Here is a 22,478-nt window from a genome sequence, read left to right as displayed (position 1 = left end):
TCTACCTCTACTCATATCTTCCTGAAATATAATCTTCTGTTCTTTGATCTCTAGGATTTGTGAAAAGTTTTTTAGTCTTATTATATTCTACTAATTCACCTTTAAAAAAGAAACCTGTATAATCACTAATTCTTGTTGCTTGTTGCATTGAATGAGTCACCATAACAATCGTATATTCTTTTTTTAGCTCTAAAACTAACTCTTCAACTTTTAAAGTTGCAATTGGATCTAGTGCACTTGTTGGTTCATCCATTAATAAAATATTTGGTTTCATAGCAATTGCTCTAGCAATACATAATCTTTGCTGTTGACCACCACTTAATCCTAAAGCGGGAGTGTGTAAAATATCTTTAACTTCATCTCATAAAGCAGCTTTTTGAAGTGATTCTTGACAAATTTGTTGCAAAATAGCTTTATCTTTAATTCCTTGTGATTTAGGACCATAAATGACATTTTCATAAATTGAAATTGGAAAAGGATTGGGTTTTTGAAAGACCATACCAACTTGAGTTCTTAGTTTAGTAATATCAGTATTTAGATCATAAATATCTTGACCAAAAATACTAATTAGACCAGTTATTTTAGTACCATCAATTAAATCATTCATTCGGTTTAGTGATTTTAATAAAGTTGTTTTACCACATCCACTAGGACCAATAAAAGTAGTAATTGTACGTTCTTTAATATCCATATTAATATCAAACAACGATTGTTTTTTACCTCTATTGTAGTAAAAATTAAAATTTTTAATTTTAATTACAGTTTGTTTTTCTTTTTTATTTGACTTACTATAAATTTTAGTTTCATCAATTGTAGAGTTCATTATTTTTTACCTCTTTTTTTGACTAGTTGATATGCTTTTTTATTTTTAATAGTTAGATTAATACGATTAATCAGTGCTTTAAGATTAAAAGTTTTTAAAATCACATGATATACTTTTTGAATGATTAAAGTAAAGTTTTTACTAATATTTATAATTCAGTTTTTATAAGTTTCAGCTTTAAATAAATTACTAAACACTTCTTTTAGTTTGTGATTTGTAGTTTGATTGGCTCTAACTAGTAAACCCGAAATTCTACCACTAGTAAAGTTTAATGTTAAAACAAAAACAATAGTTACAAATGACATTAATCAGGCAATCGCTTGACCTACACCCGGTCCTGCTTCACTTGCTAGAATATAAATTCCAGTAGTTAGAGTAGCTCCTGATGACATAAACCCTTCTAAAGGCATTCTAATAGCAGTTCCAAGTGTTAAATAGATTGGTGCTGATTCACCTATAATTCTAGCCATTGCTAAAATAATTCCTGTAATAATTGCTTGCATCGCGTTTGGTAAAACGATTTTAAATAATCTTTTAGTTCTACTTAACCCAAGTGCTGCTGCTGCTTCACGATAAGTCTTAGGAACTCCAGTGATCGCATCTTCGAAGTTTTTAATTAACATTGGTAAAATCACAATCGTCATAGTTAGAGCCGCAGCTATTACACTAAACGGAATTTTTAAATAATTAATAAACACTGATAAACCAAAAATCCCAAAAATAATTGATGGGGTTGAAGCAGTGATATTTAATAAAAATCTAAACACTTTAGCAAATAAAGATTTAGGTTTTGCAAATTCGGCTAGATAAATCGCTGTTGCAAGCGCAAAAGGAATGGCAATACCTAAAGTACATAAAATTAATAATAAAGTAGTTAGCATTGCTGCAAAAATTCCTGCTTGTCCTTCAATTGATAAAAAAGCATGGCTATATTGAGTTGCTATTAGACCGTGAGTTGTTGTTGTAATAATAATTCAAAAAGTAAATCCAATCACAAAACTAGTTGATAGCCACATTAAAACAAGCATAGTTTTTGAGTAAAGGTTTTTAAACAATTGGTTTTGTGCTCGGTTTTTAATCATAAAGTCTAAATCATTTGCATCATATAGTTTTAAATATTGTGCTTTTGAAGACTTCGAAGATTTAGAATGAATTAGTATTCTAATTTTTGATGAAATTTTTTCTTTATTTGAAACTAGTAAAATTGCAAGATTAATCACAAACACTAATAAGAATAAAAATAATCCAATCGCATATAAAGCTGATTCGTGAGCTGCTCCACTATTTTCTAAAATTTCTAATCCAATAGTTGATGACAAAGTTCTTAGTGATGAAAATAAAAACCCAGCCGCACCATTATTAGTGTTGAATCATGCTGTAGCGTTACCAGCAACCATCATAATCGCCATGGTTTCACCAATAACTCTAGCCATACCTAAAATAACTGCTGAAATGATTTTAGGAGTAGCTGATTTTCTGACAATTGAAAAAGTAGTCTTTTCTTTAGAAATACCTAAAGCTAGTGATGAGTCTCGATAGCCAATAGGTACTTGTTGAATTGCATCATAACTTAAACTTACCATAATTGGAATTGCCATAAAAGCCATAGTAATTGCTGCAACCATCAAATTATCGTTTGTATAGGCACCCATTAATCTAAATAAATTACCAATTTGTTCTCTTGCAAATAACCCAAACACAACTGAAGGAATCCCGGCTAATAATTTAATAATTGTCATAGTTCTTCTTTGTGCTTTTTTTGATAAATACTCAGAAATAAATAGTGTGGTAAATAATGTTAAAGGTACAGCAAATAACATTGAAAATAACATTAAGACTAATGTCATTAAAATAATAATCCCAATTCCAAACTGGTTTGCTTCTGGGTTTCAAGTTTTTCCAAAAATAAAACTTCAAAAAGATTGTTTATTAAAAATTGTACTAGTCTTAATCCCAACAAAAACAATTAATAAAATTAGTATCGCTATTGATGATAAACTAAAAAATCAAATTAATGATCTTAATAAATTAAAAACAAAGCCACTACGCTGTTTTGGAGACTTGAAATTAGTATTATTTTTAACTTTTTGATTTAATAACATAGCATCTCCTTGTTATTTAATTAAATATCAGTTTGTTTTATAGTTAATACTTAAACTACTAGTTAAATTTAAAGTTAGTACTTATTAAAAGATAATTTGTTATTAATATAATTTTGTGATTGTCAGTTTTGTACTAAACCTAATTTTTCATACAAACTCTTAACTTCTGGTTCATTTGATGATGAAACTCAGTAAATAAATTCTAAAATTTCAAGATCAAGAGCTTTTTTACCAGTCATTTTATATAAAGCCACAAATGGTCGGTTTAATGGATAATCTTGATAGTCAATAGTTTTGTTAATATCTCATTTTTTATCATCTTTTTTAATAATCACTGCTTTTAGGTTTGGAAATTTTTTAATTTCTCTGGCATATTGCATTGAAACAAAACCAAAAGCACCCTTCGAACGACTAATTTGTTCAAAGATTGCACCATTTGAATTATATTGATTAACTGCTTGACCAACTTTGTAATTTTTGGCTTTAAATCCAGAAATAATTTCAAATGAACTTTTTGTTCCTGATCCAGAGTTTGTTGAATAGGCAGTTACTTTAGTTTTATTATTTATATTAGCTTCGTCTTTTCCGGTTAATTTTTTATAAAACTCTCTTCAACTAATTAATTTTGATTGATCATTAACTGCATAAATTGCCTGTAAAGCTTGGGTTGCTTGCTCATTAATTTTATTATCTGCAACCATAAACTCAATGTTTTGAATTTGGTCATTAGTTAAACCAGTTCCGTCTATGTTGTAAATAAAAACAATTGAATCTTTTGCAAAATCAACAAAATGATAACTAGTTTGATCTTGAGTTTGTCTTTCATTTAAAAGTTGATTAAAAGTTTGATCTTTATTTTCACTAGTGATATTTTTAAAAAGTTCCCCATCACCTTTTTGATCTTTTCTAATCAAATGATCAGCTATTTGTTTCGGGATTGATTGATCGGTTTCAGATTTAGAAATAAACCCAATGTTATAAGTGTTATTTACAACATTGCTAGCTCCTGCTCCAGAACCTGTTGAAGAATAAACAAAAGCTTTTTTAGTCTTTTTTTGATAAATATTAGTAAGTCTTTGCATAATTGGATCAGCACTAGCACTTCCTCCAATACTAATAGTGTTATTACTTGTTAAAAATGTTCAAGTTCATAGTCCTAAAATACTTGCAATTATGATAATAAAAACTAATATTAGTCTTTTGTTTTTAGCTATATCTATAAAATTAGAAAATCACTGACTTGTTTTTTGATTAACAACAGTTTGATCCTTTTTCATTTTGCTTAGCTATTCTCCCTTTAAAACTAATTTCTATACTTTTAATAACATTATAACAAATAGACTAAATTATTAGCATAAATATTTTTTGATCTAATTTAGTTTTGGTGATGATTAAAAATCACACTAACGACTAGATTTTTAATATATTTAGTCAATATTTTAATGATATTTACAGACTCTTTTTAAAGGTTTTTTTAGCTATTTTATATCTAAATTTAGCATACTTAATAGCTTTAATTTTGTGTTGATATTGTCTTTTAGCTTTGATATATAATTGCTTTAGTCATTCTGCTTGATTAAAGTCTTTGTTAGTTTTATAGTCTTGTTTTCTTTGATCAAGTTCAATTTTTGAAACAGTTTTTTCAGCACGAGCCAGTTTTAGATCACTAATAGATTTCTGATAAACTTCTTGAACTGATAAAGTTTTTGTATAGTTCAAACTATCAAGTAGTTGATTTTGATCTGAATAAATATCTAAATATAGTTTTTCAGTTTTAGCCATTTTAACAGCTGTATCAACTGCTTGAGCAAAGGTTTTAAAAGTACCCATTTGCTGATAAACTACAGCGATTTTAGTCTGATCAACTTTTGAGATATTTCAACTCACAATATCAGTTCCTTATCATTTAATAATTTTATTTTAAACTATTAGAAAATAAAAAAACTTAGAATGAACTAAGTTTAATTTTCAAACTGGTGCCCTTTATCGGGGTCGAACCGATACGAGTTTCCTCGTCAGATTTTGAATCTGATGTGTCTGCCAATTCCACCAAAAGGGCTTAAGTAAGACAATATTTATTATATTACAAAATTTAAAAACTAGCTAAAATAAATAATTGTCTAGTGAAATGAAAATAACTAATAAATTGATTGTCATTTGATTAAATTTAATCTAGCTATTTTTTAATAATATCAACAACAGTTAATCTTAAAGGCAATCCTCCGTATTGAGCATCAAAAAGATTTTTTTGTGTAGCATTACTTGAGTTATGTAGTGAAGTAACGTGTGCATACTTTTTAAAATCAAAGTTTTTGATTTGCTCAGGTTTAGCTAAAAAAGTTTCATAAGCATAAGTGTATTGATCTAATTCTACTTTGGTTTTTGAATTAGTTTTATCAATAGTGATTTTAAAAATATTATTACTTGAAGTTAGTAAATATAAATAAGTTTCATTTTTACTTGTTTGATAGATTACGTACTGATTTATTAGATTAGTTTTTAGTTTAATAAATGATCCAACTAAAACACTACTTTTTTGAGAATCACGATTAGCTTCTTCAACTTGTTTAATAAATTGTTCTGATTCACCATACAAAACAAATTTAAATTTATCAATGTTAAATAAAGCTCATAATCAATTTTCTTGAAATAATTGATCAAGTTTTTTCGAAAATTCTTGATAACCAAATGGTTGCTTACTATCATATGAATAACTTCTAACAACATTATTTGCATAAGTAAAATACTCTCTTAATTGGTCAAAATAATCTTTATCAAGCTTTTTTTGTGATGCGATATATTTAGTTTTTTGTTCTTGATTTTGAAATACCAAATCTAATAACTCTACTACATAAGACTGACTTAAAAAGACATCTCATTTGTGTTGATGTTGATCTTTAATTTTATTAATTACAATTTGATTTGAACTAGTTTTACAGCTAACAACACTACTAGTAACAAAGACTAGCATTAAAGATGATAATAAATATTTAATTTTATTTTTCATCACTATCATCCTTTCTTAGCACTAAATCATTAACTGTAGCAATTCCATAATTTGAGACTATTTCATCTTCAAAAGTTTGGATTGCTCTACTATCTTGATGAATAATTTGATGAATTACTTGAGCTATTAAGATAGTGAAATTATTGTTTTGTGCTTGGTTAAAATAAATAAATTTATCAAATTTAAAATCAGTTTTGTTTTTATCTCTACTAATTAAAATTCTGATTGCTAATTTATCTAGTCGTAGATAAAATAAATAGTTTGGTCCGTGGTTATGTTGAGATTCTTCACCTAAATGCATAAAATCAAAGTGATTTTGCTTTAGATTAATATTGTGATGATCAGTATTTTTCAATTGATTTATTTTGTCTATAAAACTTGAACTATGAGCTTGATTAATATTTGTAACATATTCATTTAAAGTTCAATAGTCTTTGAATTTTAATTGAAATTTATCAATGTGTTTTAAGACAAATAATCAGTTTTTATTTATAAACTCATTGACTTTATTTTGATCAGTAATTTGTTTTAATTGCTCAAATAAACTTGAAGTTTGATCTTGAGATTTTAAAAACTGATCTTTAGCTAGTTGATTAGTTTTAAAAGTAGTTTCTACTAATTGGTTTAAATACTTATTTGAAACTTGCTGTTGATCAGAAAGTTTATCAATCTTTACTTTATGATTTGTTGGAATTTCTAAATCTAATGTTTCAGTTTTAAACTTAAATTGACCAAGAATTGCAGCTACTGGAACAATCAAAAGAATTACAATAAAAGTTAAAGAGATTTTTTTAACTGTCTTTTTATCTAATTTCATTTGATTGACCTCCAGCTATATCTAAGGATTTTATAGTTTTTAAGTATTTTGATAATTCCTGCTTGATCACTTTTGATATTTTTTAAACTGTCAACTTTATTTATTTGGTCAAGTGTTCTTGCTAAAAAGTCATTGTATTGGTTAGCTTCTAAAAAGCTATAACATTTTTCATCACTAAATTTTTGAGATAGTTTTAATTTTTTATTTAAATCTATTTCAGGTAATTTTTCTTCTAACTTATTTCAAAGTTCATCAGCTTTTTTTGATCATTTTTCAACAAAACTATCATAGTTGTCATCAAGTTCTTCTTTTAATGAATTAAAATACTTTTGATATTGATTTTGTAATAATTTATTTACAAATGTTTTTTCTTTTCAGTTATTAAAATCTTGTTTATTTATACCATCCTTATCTTGAACTAATTTATCTAATTTTTCAAATGTCTGATTAATTGCATTGTTTAACTCTTCTAAATCTTTTTTGACTTTATCTGAGTTAGGTTTTCTAATTTTGCTTCTAAGATGATTATTAATTTGACTAACAGAATCATCACCTAAAAATTCGTCTTTAAATTCTTCAACAATCTTTTGATAAGAAGGCTCAATTTCTGCAAATTCTTCACTGATCTCTTTAGCTCTATTTTGATAAATTTTATTTTCTAATTCAGTTATTTGTTCTTTTAAATTATTTGTATTTTTAAAAACAAATAGATCAGTAAACACTTGATATTTGACAATTCCAGCTGATTTATATTTTAATAATTTAATTGCTTTATTTTGATCATAAATTAGATATAAAGCTTTTTTATATTGATACTGATCTTGAGCTAATAGCTTATTGTGACTTTTAATATCAACTTCGATTATTTGACTAAAAATTTGAGATTTAAGACTAATTAGTAAAGAATCAACTTGAAATTGTTGTTTAAGTTGTTTTGAAAGATTTTGGTTAGTAAATAATTCAAATAAAGTCTTTTCTAATTCAGATCCAATATATCGATCATGATAAGGATTAAAGTTAAATTCAAACTGGTTAAGATTTTTTAAAAATCAATACCAATCATGATTTAATAACTGAGTTAAAACTTCTTTTGCTTTTTGATTGATAATATAAAAATTACTTACATTATTTCTGATGTCTCTAGGATTAAAGATTGGTAATAATGTTAAAAGATATTCAAGATTAGCAATTTTGTGATCTGAATAATTTTCTTGTTGGTTTAGATACTGATTTTTTAAAACTTGATTATTATTAAAAAGCTCAGTTAGTAATTTTTGAATAGCAGGATATTGATAAAAGTTTTTGTTAATAACAGGTTGATTTTGTTGATGATTATTATTTAGCTGACAACTAACACTAGATAATGGAATAAGTAATAATAAACTACTTAGCAATCACTTTTTCATAAAATAACTCTTCTAAATGTTTGATTTTTTTACCTGAATAAACTACCTTTCCATGATCTAGTAAAGTAGTTGAATTAACATATTTATCAATTTCAGAAAGAATATGAGAGCAAATTAAGATGGTAATTTTTTGTTCTTGATTAATCTTTTGTAAAAAGTTAAATAACTCATATCTTGCAGTAGGATCTAAATTAGAAGCTGGTTCATCTAAAATAATTAGTTTAGGATCATTTAAAAGTGCTTGAATTAATAAAATCTTTTTCTTTTGACCTGATGAAAAGTTAGCCGGTTTTTCATCAATTAAATCTAAAATATTAAACATTTTTAAAAAGCTTTTAATTTTTAAATCAGCTTGTTTTAAATCAAGATTTCATAACCTAGCAAAGTTAATTAAATATTGATAAGAAGTTAATTCTTTGGGAAAGACTGCACTTTCAGGCACATAACCAAGAATTGCTCTAGCTGATGGTTTTTTAATATCAATATTATTAATTAATACTTGACCCTGATAATCTCAAAAAGCTCCAATAATCGTTTTAATTGTCGTAGTTTTACCTGAACCATTCTCACCAATAAAAGCATGAAAATCACCATCATAAATAGTCATGTTAATGTTTTTAATACCTCTACTTGATTGTTCAAAGATTTTAGTTAAATTAATTACTTCTAAAATTTTATTCATAACTATTGGTAATCCTTTCTTTGATAAAGTTTAAATACTACTACAAATTCGATAGTTATTATCAATAATCAAATTACAAATAATAAGTAATTATTGACAACTTTTTTATCTCTAGTTATTGAATATAAATCATCTGATGATTGGAATAAGAAATTAGTTTTACTTGGTCTTGTTTGATATCTAGTTGCAAATTTAGATTTATCTGATTGTCTTTTTTCTAATTCGTTTCAGTTTTTTTGAATATTTATTAATTTATCTTTGTTAGACTGATTTTCTTGTTTAATTAATTCTTCTAATTTTTGAGTAAACATTCTTTTAGATTCGGTTGCTTTATTTATCTCGGCTTCAACTTTACTAATTTCACTTTTAATAAATTCAACAACTTTTTTTCTTAATTCACCATCTATGTCTGAAATATAGCTTGCAGCTTGCTTATCACTACCTTCAAAAGTATTTAAAAGGTTTTTTAGTTTTGTTAGATCTAATAATAAAGTACCAATTTTATTTTGTTGTCTACTGCTATTAGCTTTTTGATATTCTTCTCACAATTCAGACAGTTGACTATTATTAAGAGTTTTTAAATCCTTTTGAATTTGAGCTTTTAACTGCTCTTGATTTTGACTAGCATTATTATCTAATTTTTCATGTACTACAGCTGAATAACCACTATAGCCACCTAATTTATACTCTTTATTGTTAATCATTAACTTATATTGATAATTACCATATACTTGTTTATTAGGATGTTTAATCATTGCCTGATAAATTACATTATTCTGATAATTAAAATAAATATAATTCATTAAACTAACTGCATAATAAATTAGTTTTTCTTCAAATGATTTAATTAAGCCATCTTTTAAAGATACCCTACTAAATAACACCAAATTATCATTAACATACTGATTAATTTGACTTTGGTTATTATTTAACTCAGCTTCAAGTGCTTTAATTAACTTTTGATGAATTTCATCTAAGTTTTTTTGTTGAATAACTTGTTGATGATTAGTAATAAACTTCTTAACAAATTGTTGAGCTATATCATTAAACTTCTGATCTTTTAACACTTGTTTAACATAATCTCATTTTACTTTTCCAATTAAGTTATTAATCTTTGCAAAGTCTTGCCGATCAGTTTCAAAATCTTTAGTTGGGTCATCAACTCCATTAATGGCATACACTAAATCATAATTTTCTAATTCAGCTAGTAAATCTTGACTAGCAACTGAAAAAATTGAATGTGATTTTAATAATCCTGGAACAATATAACTATGTTTATTTGATTCAGTTAAATATTTAGTTTGTTTGGTGTTTTGTTCTAATTTATACTGATAAGCAAAATTATCTAAATCATTATAATAAACAAAGTTATTTAAATGATTTTCTGAATTAGAATCTAAAGAACTAAAAATATTTTTATTATTAAAATTAAAAACATTAATCAATTGATAAGGAATAGCAATCCAACTATATAATTGTCAGTTAAATGCTGCAGTACTAGTATGTTTGATTACTTGTTGCAAATAGTTAGTTTGTTGTTCATCAAAACTATGATTATCACTACCATTAGGAATTAAAAATAACTGATCTTGGTTATTTAAAAAGTAGGCTTCAGCATTTAGTTCATTACCAGCATGATGATCTTGATAAACTCGATTTAGATATAAAGCTGACTGATTAAGAGTTGTTTTAACATTAGTTGAAATTACTAAACCAGTTAAACTTAAAGGAATAAAAATGATTAAAGGAATCATGATAGTAATTTTTTGAGCTAATTTAAAGCTTAAAATACTTGTTAATAATCCAAAGATAAAAAAACTACAAAAACTAACAAATGCTAATAACAAACTTTTTAAAAGTGTTTGACCAAAACCATTGTTAGCATAAAAAAATAACAAACCACAAACAAATAACACACCACTTCAAATTAAGTTTAAAAAACTAAATGAAATTAGCTTTCCCATCACTAAAGAGTTTCTTGAGATTGGTTTAGATAAACTTAATATTTCAATACCTTCAACTTCCAGATCTTTAAAAAGATTTAAGGCTTTAATTGAACTAAAAATTATTGTGATAATAATTAGTAAAATAGTGTATAAAAAAGAAATTAACTCAAGATACTTATTAGGAATTGCACTAACTAAAATAATTCCTATGATTAGTGAAGTAACTAAAACAATCACTGGAAAGAAAATTGAACTTTTCTTTTTAATAACGTTTTTAAAAGTAAATTTGACATAACTAAATAGTGAAATTGTCATAAAAACCCTTCTTTATCTATTTTTTCTTACTCTTAATTAAATTATAAAAATTATAAATAAGATAGTCAAAGAGCTTTTAAACTTTTTTATAAAAATTATAAATAAGCTTGATAAACTAACTAGTTTAACTAACTAATTAAAAACAAAAAAACATCAACCTGAGTTGATGCTTTGATAATTTTTAAGTTAAATATCTAACTAGTAATAAAGTTTTATTTCAGAGCTATTAAAGTTTAAGTTTATTTTTATTAAAAAACACTATCACACTTACTAGTAGAATAACAATTATTGGTGCTAAGATAGCTAAAATAATTGTTGATGATTGATTGAAGTGATTTGATCCAACAACTTGAAATGTCACAGTAATTTTATTATCTGGATCATCAGCTAAGTAGATTTCAGCTCGATTAGCAGCTTTTAAAATAACAATTAATTCTTTATTAGCAAGATCAACTTCAGCATTAGATTGAATTAATGCTTGAACTAAAGTTTTAGGATCATTTTTTGCTACTTTTAAGTTAGTATTTTTAATTAAAGCTAACAAACTAGTTTTATTTGCCAAATCAGTTGAAGGATTATCTTTGTTAATTAAATCTTGAAGTAAATAGTAGTTATATAAGTTCTTAAAATCATTAATATCATTACCAGGTAATTTGAGATCTGGACTAACACCAAATTCTAAAGACTTAAAGTGCTTATCAGTAAAAACATCATTACTACTTAACTGAATGATATCACCTGTTGGTAAAACAGCATAACTAATTGCACTAGCGCCACCAAAACTTTGATAACCAATCACTTTAGCTAGGTTATTATCTTTTGTGATCTGAGCAAAAATATTTGCTGCTGAAAACGAATAAGGTGAAATTAGAACATAATAATTAAAATCATATTTTTGATATTTAGATTTAATAGTTTCAATCTTTTGATCTTTTGAAAGCGGATTATAAGAATAAATCTTAAACGCTTGATCAGTTAAAAAACCTAAAATCTCATAAGCACTACCAATAAACCCACCACCATTTCTTGAAAGATCTAAAACAATGTTTTTTAGATTTAGTTGTTTTGCTTGTTTTAAACTATTTTCAAGATGTTTTGCTGTTGAGTGATCAAATCCTTGAAAACCAATAATTCCAGTTTGTTGATCAGCAGTTGTTAAAAGTTGATATTCAAATTTAGGTTTATCATAACTTGCTAGTAGGTTAAATAACTGGTTTTTAAACTCAGTTCTAGGATTAGAATTATTAGTTAAAGTGAGTTTATTAAAGTCTTTAGCTTTATCATAATATCCATCTAAAATATAAGCTGAATGTGGATCATCTAACTCTTTGATAAGCTTTCTAGTTGCTAAATAATGATCAGTACTATTAGTTGCTAAAATCTGATCATGATACTTTTTAAGCAAATCTTTATATGAAGTAGTATTTTTGGGCTTAATAGCATAGTAATGATCTAATAAGAATGCTAAATAACGATATTGAAATTGTTTTAAACCATTAGGAATTTTGTTTTGTTGGTTAACTGGTGATCTTTTTAAATGAACAGTTGCTATTAAATCACTTAATGATTCAGCAAATCTAAAAAAGTTAACTTCACTGTCATTAAAATACAATTGAATATTAGACTGATTTAAAAACAGTTGGTTTAATAATACAAATGGTAGATAAATATCAGTTTGATCTTTTAACATTCTAATTTGATAGTTTTGTAATTGTAATTCAAACTGTTTATTAATATTAAGATTTTCAAGTTTTAAAAACTCTAAGTTTAAAGCTAACTCACCACGCTCTTTATTTTTTAAGATTTCAGTAAAAAATCTGTTATCTGAGACAATAATTGTTTGTCGGTGGTAGTCAAATTCTACTTTTAAAATCTTAGTTGGTGTTTTTAAACTAACAGTTACTTTATCATCTTTAAAATCATGAGTAACATCATTGTTTTTAATCAGTGGTTTAATAGTTCTTAAAAACTCACTAATTGAAAGATAAGCTACATCATCATAAAAACTTAAACTAATCTTTTGTTTAGCTAACTTTATTAAGATATTTAGTTAAAGATTTTAAAGGATAATCTTTTAACTTAAGATTCAAACTTTGAATAGTTGACAAGTTATTAGGATTAGAATTCAAATTAAAACTAAAAAAGTTTGATAGAATAAACAAAGCTTTTAAAAATAGTTGCATATAACTCCTTTCTATCTAAATTTATTTATTTTTATAATAGTTATTATTAATATATTTATATTAGTATCATTATTAATATTTTTTAATATATTCTAAATTAAAAAGTTTAATTAGTTTTTAATAAATTTTATTTTACTTATTAAAGTTTAAAAATTTTAACAATTATTAAACAATTATTTTTAATGATTTTGATATACTTTTTATTATATTAATCAAATAGTTAAAAACTAAAAGTTTAATATATGTTAATTTTTTAAAAAAATTATAAATATTTTATATATACTTAAAATTGCGTTTATAACTTATATTATTAACTGATTTAATAAATATAAGTTCTATAAATAAATATAAATAATAACTATAAAGTATAAATAAAATAAATAGTATATCTTAAATGAACATAAAAATATAACAATAGAAAGTAGAGAAGTTGTGAAAAAATTATTATCAATTTTAGGAGTGACTGGTGTAGTTGTTGGAACTGGTTCTTTTGCTATTGCTTATAGTATTAATAAATCAAGTAGTGTAAAAGAACAAGTTAAACCTGAAGGATTGACTTACAAAACTAGCCCACAAGAATTAGATCTTAATAAAGATTTTAATTTAGATCTTTACATTAAAGAAAAAAGTGAACATAATCCTGAGCGTATTTTGAAGTATTTCCTAAATGATAAATTTAATGAAAAGGTATTGAAAAAATTTTCATTAGTTGAAAGTGACTTTCAAGTGATTAATCATCAAAGTGATAGCTCTCAATGAAGTATACAACTAAAAAGCAAAAAATATAACGGAAACTCAATATTGAAAATTGTGGATGACTCAAAATTTGAGGAATATAAGAAAAAACTTAATACTATCTTTCAATTTCAAAGAAATGCTTTTGGTACATTTCACACTCAACAAGATGTTTTAGATCAGATATCTGTTTATGCGAAAGATGATAATATTTTAGGGCTAAAAACACTAAAAGTATTTGATGAAAGTAGTGCAAATAAGAGATTGGTTAAAAGTAATTCCCCAGGAATTAATACATTAGTTCTAAAATATTTTGATCAAGAAATTAAATTCGGTTTAAACAAGGTTTTAGAAAATGCAGTTGAAACACAGTACTTTGGTACTAAAATAAGTCAAATTGGATATAAACTTAGTGGTAATTCTATTGTTTTAGACATAGCTAAATATAAAAATATAACTGAAGTTCCTAAACATTTACCACTAAAAGTTAACTCACTTGAAAAGGCCTTTCATAAGGTAGAATCACGTTATATTACTAATTTAGATAAATGAAACACTTCAAATATTACAAGTCTTCTATCAGCTTTTGATGGAGCTAAAAAATTTAATCAAGATATTTCTGACTGAGATACATCAAACGTAACTAATATGAGAAGTACATTTAATGATGCTGAATCATTTGATAGTCCATTAGACAAGTGAAAAGTTCATAATGTTAAGCAAATGGACGGTATGTTTTCTGGTGCTAAAAAGTTTAATAAGGACTTAAACTCTTGAATTACATCAAACGTTAATGACATGGAAACTATGTTTTGAGGGGCCGAAAAGTTTGATGGTGATATTTCAAAATGAGATGTTAGAAACGTTAAATCTATGAGTAGAATGTTTGCTGGCGCAGGAAGCTTTAATAAAAATATTTCTAGATGAAACACAGGTAACGTTTTGAACATGTACGGTATGTTTGGTGGTGCTAAGAAATTCAGATATAGTTTATCTGAATGAAGAGTTGAAAAAGTAACAGATGTTCAAGATTTTAGAGGGCGAAGAGAAAGCGGTACTATTGTTGAATTCTTTACAGAAGAGACTCTACCTAAATTCAGTGAAGAAACAAAAGGAAAAAGTGAATTATATAAATAAGACTACCCAATTTTTGAAAGTAATATTTCACGAAGAAACAATTATTTAAGATTTACGGTAAATGTACATTTCTAAAAAATTGAATATAAAAATTTGTCATATAACAATATAAATGATTAAGTTGTTAATCTAATGTTTAAAAGCCGATAAAATTAAAGTTTTCTTATTTAAAATTTAATAAAAAACATAGAAATAAATTTAAAAAGTAAAGATAGACAAAAATTATTAGACCCCCTAAGGAAAAATCCCTAGAGGGTCTTTTTTTGAAAGAGGGGTAATTATAAAAAAAAGAAAGTCAACTCAGTATTAATGGATTAGAAAAAGTATTTATAATAACAGTATTTTATTAAATTGCAATATGAGTAAGACTAAAAACTCAAAAAACCTTACTTTTGCTAGTAAAGGAGTGCAAAACTTGCATAAAAAAATATAAGTATTATAACTTAGGTACAGAATTAAAATAATTACAAACTTGTAAAGCACGTAAAAAATTTGGAAAGATGAGAAAGAGCGCAATAAAAAAAAGAAATAAAGTGCTAACTGAAACAAAATAGTTTATAATAGATGTCTTTAAAGATGGCATTTAGAGAAAAATAAATTTAACAATTTAAATGAGTTTACAAACGGATTAAAAATAAATTCTAAAAAATGTACCAATAAGATAAATATAGACATTCCTGAAATTTCTAAACTAATTCCCCCCTTTGTTATAGACTAAAAAAGAACAATAAATTTATAAAATCTATTAAGTATCATAAAATAATCAAATACTAATTCGAAGATAGGGTGTTAGTTGTTAAGAGAAGGATTATTTTTTACATTTTTCAAGTAACATATCAAGTAACACAATATGAATATAACTATAAAATTTTAGGAATAATCAATAAATTCAGGATTATTTTCTTTGCCGAAATTTGATGTAATAAGAAACTTAAGATTAAAGGAATATTTTATCTCATCAAAACATTATTCAAAAATGATAGTCCAAAATGGTATTTTTATAGGAATTTTGTCTACATTCTAATAAGAAAAATTATTAATGACAGCTATGTGTTTTTATTAGCAAATACTTAGAAAAAGATCAAAAAAGTTAATTATAGTTTTTCTAAATATGCCGATACTAACTAGTTTACTTCTATCCTAAAGAAATAAATTTATAGAATTTTATTCTTAGTGATCCTGCAAAATTTTACTCATCAAAAGCGAAATAACACCATTCTTCTAGTAAAAATGTAAACAATCTCTATGTCAAGGATTTAAGATTCTCTCGATGATAGAGAAGTTTAATATTTTTTAAATATTAAAAAATACTTAAAAATTTTAGATAAGAATAAAAGAAGTTATCTAAAAAACTTGCGGGTAATTTCAATGATCAATAAAGTAACAAATGTTAGGTAAATTTAAATAAAAAATGTCTCAAAAATGCGAGACATTTAAAAAATGTTGAACAAATATATTTTAATTAACTATTTAAATGTTTTTAAAATTTCTTGATTAAATGTGGGTATATTGTCTTCTCTGAATCAATCAACATAATTACCACTTTCTCTTCGCCCTCTAAAATCTTGAATATTTGTAACACTTTTAGCATTTCATTTTTTTAAATTATGTTTAAATTTTTTGGCACCTGAAAACATACCATACATAGTTTCTACATTTTCAACATTTCACAGTGAAATGTTTTTATTAAATGATTCTGCTTCAGCAAACATAAAACTCATAGTTTTAACTTTTTTGACATCTCATTTTGTGATATCTCCATCAAATTTTTTGGCAGACCAAAACATTTTATTCATATCTTGGACATTTGAAGTTTTCCAAGAGTTTAAGCTTTGATTAAAAGATTCAGCACCCGAAAACATGTTGTCCATACTAGTAACATTATGAACTTTTCATCTATCTAAAGGTTTATTAAAATTCTTAGCCTCAAAAAAAGTGCTTTGCATATTAGTTACATTTGATGTATCTCAAGTTGAAATATCTTGATTAAAATCTTTTGCTGAATCAAAAGCTGATAGAAGACTTGTAATATTTGAAGTGTTTCATTTATCTAAATTAGTAATATAACGTGATTCTACCTTATGAAAGGCCTTTTCAAGTGAGTTAACTTTTAGTGGTAAATGTTTAGGAACTTCAGTTATATTTTTATATTTAGCTATGTCTAAAACAATAGAATTACCACTAAGTTTATATCCAATTTGTGTTATTTTTCAACCTTGATCATTATGAAGATATTTTGTTTCAACTTTATCTTTCATTACTTTATGTAACTTCAATTCAATATCTTTGTTAAAAAACCTAAATTTTAATAAATTTGATACTTGACCATTAGAACTGTCCTTAAGAGTTTCTTCCTCTTTTTCTCCATTGGCCAATACAAATGTCTTTAAACCTAGTAAGTCTTTATCTTTTGCATAAACTAGTAATTGTTTTAATACATCGTGTTTACTATGAAATGTTCCAAATGCATCTCTTTGTAATTTAAATATCAGGTCAAGTTCTGATTTATACTTATTATATTCTTCAGTATTTATAACGTTTAATTTGGCTTTATTGTTTTTAACATTTTTCCTGCCTTTAAGTTCAATAGTCCAAACATCTTTTGATGGATTTTCCTTCTTAGAGTTTTGATTATTTACTATAAAATCTTTTTCACTCAATTTTAATTTATCAAGTTTTTTCTTATTAAAATCATCATTTAAAAATAACTTTAAAATACGTTCAGATTCAAAACTATCTTCAGTTTCTGCGTAAAGATCTAAATTAAAATCTTTATTAAGATCTAATTCTTGTGGGCTAGTTTTGTAAGTCAATCCTTCAGGTTTAACTTGTTCTTTTACACTACTTGATTTATTAATACTATAAGCAATAGCAAAAGAACCAGTTCCAACAACTACACCAGTCACTCCTAAAATTGATAATAATTTTTTCACAACTTCTCTACTTTCTATTGTTATATTTTTATGTTCATTTAAGATATACTATTTATTTTATTTATACTTTATAGTTATTATTTATATTTATTTATAGAACTTATATTTATTAAATCAGTTAATAATATAAGTTATAAACGCAATTTTAAGTATATATAAAATATTTAATAGCATAGGTTTAAATTATTAATACTTATTAGTGAACCTTTATTTTGTATTATAACTTCTACAAAATAAAGGTTCATATCAACAATACATAAGAATGTTTTTTATGTTTGTAATAATCATTTTCTAAAAAAATAATTATTTTTGGTTCAATAAGGTGTAATCACATTTCTTTCGGTGTTTTTATTTTTCTTGTCTACTAGCAGAAGTTTTGCTTTCATTTTATTAGTTCTAATAGTTTGTAATTTTAAGTCTTATTTTGTTAATTTTGCTCGAAAATATTTAGCATTAACTGGATTAACAACATCCTATAGGTTTATTTTTTATCTGGTTCAAGTTCAATACCATCTTTAACTCTAACTAGTTTAGTTAAATTAATTTTAGCCGGTGCCAATTATTTAGTTTTAAATATAGCTACAACTGTACCACTTGAAGCTATCATTTTAATAAAACCTAGAATTGATGATTTTTTATAGACATAAATATCTTTCATTTTCAATAAAATATAGCTCTATTAAATGTAGAACTATTTAGCTTATAAAGTCTGAGATTTATTAGAATACTAATTTTTTAAAATAAAAAATCGCTATTATAAGCGATTCTAATAAGATAATTTAACTCAATAATTTAAGTGCATACACTCTATTTTTTAATTTTTGGTTTATGCCATGAATTTCACTTTGTGGCACCTGTATCTCAATTATCTTTTCCTTTATCTGATTTATTTAGTTTGTCAACATTTCAATTGGATAGATTTTGATTAAATGACTTTGCATTATAAAATCCATAATTTATACTTTTTACGTTTTTAACATCTCAAGCAAGATAATGTTTTATTTCGCTTTTAACTAAAACATCTCTTTTAAAATCAATGTTTCTATTAAACTTTTCGGCATCTCTAAATATATTATCTAGATTCTCTACTTTTGAAGTATTTCATATAGAAATATCTCCATTAAATGCTTTAGCACCTCAAAAGACACCTTCAAGAGATGTAACTTTTGAAGTGTCTCAAGCAAGATACCTTTCTTTACTTACCAACTTTACATGTTTAGTGTTAATGTTTTGGCTAAACATTTTTGCATTTTTAAATAACTGATAAATATCTTCAACTTTAGAAGTATTTCAAGAATCAATATTTTGGTTGAATGCTTCGGCATTTTTAAACATACCATTAAGTTTTTTAACATTTAATATATCTCAAGCAAGATGTGGTTTTGTTCCAACAGTTACTCATTTAGTGTTAATTTCTTGATTAAATAACTTAGCTCCATCAAACATTTCATCTAATCTTGTTACTTGAGAGGTGTCTCAGTTTGAAATTTTTTTATTAAAAGTTTCTGCACCTTGAAACATACTACTCATAGATTTAACTTTTGAGGTGTTTCAAGCCACATAACTTTTGTCTTTATTGTTTACTTTTTTAGTTGATATATCCTGATCAAATGTTTTATTAAAAGCAAACATACTACTCATATCAACTACATTAGAAGTATCTCAATTAGCTATTGACGAATTATTAAAAGGTGAATTTGCAAACATACTACTCATATCAACTACATTAGAAGTGTTTCAGTTTGATAAATTATCATTAAAAATAGAATTATCAAACGCACGACTCATATTCTTAATATTTGAAGTATCTCATTTATCAATACCAGATATTTTTTTATCAAATTTACTATCAGCAAATACTGCTTTTAATGAAGTTATTTCTCTTGCAAGTTTTTCAGGAACTTGTTTTACTTTTCCAGGCATAGCAATAACTTGAACATATGATTCTAAATTTACCAATTCTTGATTAGTAGGTTTAACTTTATGATAACCAAGTTGTAATACTTGATAATCTGTTTTTTGAAAATCTATTTTCTTATGATTAGTAGTGTCTTTTGATAGTATAACTGAAAATAATTTATTATTATCTGAAGAATTTTCAAATGAATTTAAAATTTTTATAATACTAGGTCTTTGTGAATCATTGATTTTACCAAATTCTAAATCAAAGGTTTGATTTTCATAAGTAACTTCAAATTTATAATCATTTCTATCCAAACCAAGTTGATTATTCATACTTGGCATATTAATAGCTTTCATCTCAAGATCTTTTATCTTTGGTCTAGCTTCTTTTAAGACATATTTAAAACTATCTTCAACATCTTGAAAAGTTTCTAGTGAACTACGTTTATCTTTAAAATGTTGGTCTCAAACACGTTTAATATAATTAAGATCTGATAGACTTAATTCATCATCAACAGAGATTGGGTTAATAACAATTAACTCTTCTGGACTTGGAACTGGAGTTGGACTTTTATCAGAATTATCTGGATTTGGTGCTGGAGCTGGATCAGGTTTAGTATCTGGTTGGTTTGATCTAACTTGACAGAATTTAACAACTGAGACAGTCGTTGCGGCTGCGACTAAAACTACAATCAAACCAGTAAATGCAAGAATTTTTAATAAGCGTTTTTTGTTATTTTCTGATGAATTATCTTGATTAGTTAATTGCTGGTTATCAGTAGGATTTTTGATCTGATCAACTTGATTTTGAGTCTGATTTTGACTATTATTTTTATCCATAATTTAATATGTCCTCCAATTTCATTTTAGTTCTTTTCTGCTTTTAAAGCAAATTTTAGAAATTTTTAACACTTGAAAAACAATAAAAAAACAAGGATTTTTCCTTGTTCAAAAACTAAAATTATTATTTAAAAATAGTTTAAAAAATTAATTTAATTTATTAATAATTAATAAACTAGTAAGTATAAATTTTAAAGACTTATTAGTTAAATTTTTATCTGATAACCTTCATATTGATAAGATTTAACAATTGCATTAATATAAATTTTGATCAGTTATTTGATTTGTTAAGTGTTTTTTAATTAATTCTTTTAATGGGTTTTAATTAATACTTGATTGATAAATTGCAGATAAGTAACTTTTTTTAGTAATAAATTGTCAGTTAACTACTAAGTTTAAATGCTTTTTTAAGATTAAATCTAATCAAATTCTTGTTGCTCGGCCATTACCTTCTCTAAAAGGATGACAAAGATTCATTTCAACATATTTATCAATAATTTCATCAAAAGTATTTTCTGACATACTATCAACTTGTTTTAAATTTTGTTCTAAAAAAATTAGCTGAGCAAACATAAAGCCGTCTTTTAAGATATTAACCTTTCTAATTTGACCTGAAAATTCAAACACATCTTGAAAGATATAAGTATGAATTTGTGATAAGCCTTTGAAAGTTCCGATTTCAAAAGTATCTAAAAGCTTAAAATCTCACAACTCTAAACAACCTTTAATACTTAGTGCTATTTCCGTGCTCTTCTTCAATAAAACCTAATTTCATTGATACTTATCTTTCTACTATTATTTAAAATATTTATAATTAAAACATTTTAAATTATTTGTAATTAATCATATTTTAGCATTGAAGTTTATAGTTAATTATTCTAGTAAACAACAGTTGGTTATTAGCATCAAAACTTTTTTATAATAACCTATTTATTCTAAGTAACTATAAAATAATAATTGATAAGAATTAATTAGTTTTTTATTTTAGTTGATCAAAGTAAAAAAACACTTAATAGTATTTAAATTCTCTAATGATTTTTGAACTACTGTATCAAAAAAACTTAAAGCTTACTATTTTGTCAATAATAGTAAGCTTTACAAAATTAGCTGATATATGATTTTAATAGGATAATTACTTGTTTTATAACTATCTTGTTAAGCAAAATCTTATCTAAACTTTCTATAAAAATAAATACTCTTTGACATCGTTTAGATAGTGTTATTTAATAAAACTTTTATAACTCAAACATTCTTTTACATCAATCTATTATAGACAAAATCCACTTTATCTTCATTTCCAACAATTATGTCATTTAAATACTTATCTATAGCAGTGCTATTAGAAATTATATTTTTAATAAGTGTTTTTTGATAACACTCAAGTGCTCTATTTTTAGAAAGTGCTTTGTGACAAGCGGGACAAAGTTTGACTAAATTTTCTAAAACATCACTACTCTGATCATAAGCAAAAGATAGAACATGATGAATTTCTAAATAAGGTTTCATTGTTTGTCTATGAATAAATGTTCGATCTTCAATTTTATAAAGATCATTGCATGCAAAGCAAAAATCAGGAAGTGAGATTCTAGCAAATGCAACAACTTGAGCATCTCTTTTTATAGAAGAGTTTTCTTTTACAATAAAATTCAA

Annotated in this window: 14 protein-coding genes, 1 tRNA gene and 1 pseudogene; 1 reads left to right on the top strand and 15 read right to left on the bottom strand. The window is 25.0% G+C overall.

Annotation, left to right across the window (positions count from 1 at the left end; genetic code table 4):
• Positions 1–7: 7 nt before the first annotated feature.
• From pstB to MPUT_RS01170, 11 genes and pseudogenes are all read right to left on the bottom strand, one after another.
• Positions 8–823, bottom strand: a complete 816-nt coding sequence (gene pstB, locus MPUT_RS01220) for a phosphate ABC transporter ATP-binding protein PstB (RefSeq protein WP_014034988.1) — start codon at positions 821–823, stop codon at positions 8–10.
• A complete protein-coding gene (pstA, locus tag MPUT_RS01215; protein WP_014034987.1) occupies positions 823–2,925 on the bottom strand; it encodes a phosphate ABC transporter permease PstA in 2,103 nt (700 codons plus the stop codon). The genes pstB and pstA overlap by 1 nt, the downstream gene beginning before the upstream one ends.
• Positions 2,926–2,999: 74 nt before the next feature.
• On the bottom strand, positions 3,000–4,202 hold the full coding sequence (gene ptsS / locus MPUT_RS01210) for a phosphate ABC transporter substrate-binding protein (protein ID WP_014034986.1): 1,203 nt from the start codon (positions 4,200–4,202) through the stop codon (positions 3,000–3,002).
• A 172-nt stretch (positions 4,203–4,374) separates the two neighbouring features.
• Complete coding sequence (locus tag MPUT_RS01205) at positions 4,375–4,812, bottom strand: hypothetical protein (protein ID WP_014034985.1); 438 nt, start codon at positions 4,810–4,812, stop codon at positions 4,375–4,377.
• Between the two features lie 87 nt (positions 4,813–4,899).
• Positions 4,900–4,984, bottom strand: a tRNA-Leu gene (locus tag MPUT_RS01200).
• A gap of 117 nt (positions 4,985–5,101) precedes the next feature.
• Positions 5,102–5,932 (bottom strand): aromatic motif membrane protein, encoded by an 831-nt coding sequence (locus MPUT_RS01195; protein WP_014034984.1) that lies wholly within the window; start codon positions 5,930–5,932, stop codon positions 5,102–5,104.
• The gene (locus MPUT_RS01190; RefSeq protein ID WP_014034983.1) at positions 5,922–6,749 is read right to left on the bottom strand and encodes an aromatic motif membrane protein; all 828 of its coding nucleotides are present in this window, start codon (positions 6,747–6,749) and stop codon (positions 5,922–5,924) included. Before MPUT_RS01190 ends, MPUT_RS01195 begins: the two co-directional genes overlap by 11 nt.
• The gene (locus MPUT_RS01185; protein ID WP_014034982.1) at positions 6,740–8,155 is read right to left on the bottom strand and encodes an aromatic motif membrane protein; all 1,416 of its coding nucleotides are present in this window, start codon (positions 8,153–8,155) and stop codon (positions 6,740–6,742) included. Before MPUT_RS01185 ends, MPUT_RS01190 begins: the two co-directional genes overlap by 10 nt.
• Complete coding sequence (locus MPUT_RS01180) at positions 8,133–8,837, bottom strand: ABC transporter ATP-binding protein (RefSeq protein WP_014034981.1); 705 nt, start codon at positions 8,835–8,837, stop codon at positions 8,133–8,135. The genes MPUT_RS01185 and MPUT_RS01180 overlap by 23 nt, the downstream gene beginning before the upstream one ends.
• Before the next feature lie 2 nt (positions 8,838–8,839).
• Positions 8,840–11,098 (bottom strand): ABC transporter permease, encoded by a 2,259-nt coding sequence (locus MPUT_RS01175; RefSeq protein ID WP_014034980.1) that lies wholly within the window; start codon positions 11,096–11,098, stop codon positions 8,840–8,842.
• 226 nt (positions 11,099–11,324) lie between these two features.
• Positions 11,325–13,281 (bottom strand): annotated as a pseudogene (locus MPUT_RS01170) (S41 family peptidase).
• Positions 13,282–13,713: 432 nt separating this feature from the next.
• Between MPUT_RS01170 and MPUT_RS01165 the strand changes: the two are divergent.
• A complete protein-coding gene (locus tag MPUT_RS01165) occupies positions 13,714–15,153 on the top strand; it encodes a BspA family leucine-rich repeat surface protein (RefSeq protein WP_014034979.1) in 1,440 nt (479 codons plus the stop codon).
• Positions 15,154–16,619: 1,466 nt separating this feature from the next.
• On the opposite strand, the gene MPUT_RS01160 is transcribed toward MPUT_RS01165, so the two are convergent.
• The 4 genes from MPUT_RS01160 to MPUT_RS03650 all read right to left on the bottom strand — a co-directional run bounded on the left by MPUT_RS01160 (position 16,620) and on the right by MPUT_RS03650 (position 22,478).
• A complete protein-coding gene (locus MPUT_RS01160) occupies positions 16,620–18,086 on the bottom strand; it encodes a BspA family leucine-rich repeat surface protein (protein WP_014034978.1) in 1,467 nt (488 codons plus the stop codon).
• An 807-nt stretch (positions 18,087–18,893) separates the two neighbouring features.
• Positions 18,894–20,828, bottom strand: coding sequence for a BspA family leucine-rich repeat surface protein (locus tag MPUT_RS01155; RefSeq protein ID WP_014034977.1), 1,935 nt, complete (start codon positions 20,826–20,828; stop codon positions 18,894–18,896).
• A gap of 321 nt (positions 20,829–21,149) precedes the next feature.
• Positions 21,150–21,587, bottom strand: a complete 438-nt coding sequence (locus tag MPUT_RS01150; RefSeq protein ID WP_231992267.1) for a Fic/DOC family protein — start codon at positions 21,585–21,587, stop codon at positions 21,150–21,152.
• A gap of 495 nt (positions 21,588–22,082) precedes the next feature.
• Positions 22,083–22,478 (bottom strand): HNH endonuclease, encoded by a 396-nt coding sequence (locus MPUT_RS03650; RefSeq protein WP_081460784.1) that lies wholly within the window; start codon positions 22,476–22,478, stop codon positions 22,083–22,085.

It is taken from the genome of Mycoplasma putrefaciens KS1 (genome assembly GCF_000224105.1).
Taxonomy (GTDB): Bacteria; Bacillota_I; Bacilli_A; order Mycoplasmatales; family Mycoplasmataceae; genus Mycoplasma; species Mycoplasma putrefaciens.
The sequence above is the reverse complement of the archived record's forward strand: the minus strand, read 5'-3'. Positions and strand labels throughout refer to the sequence as shown.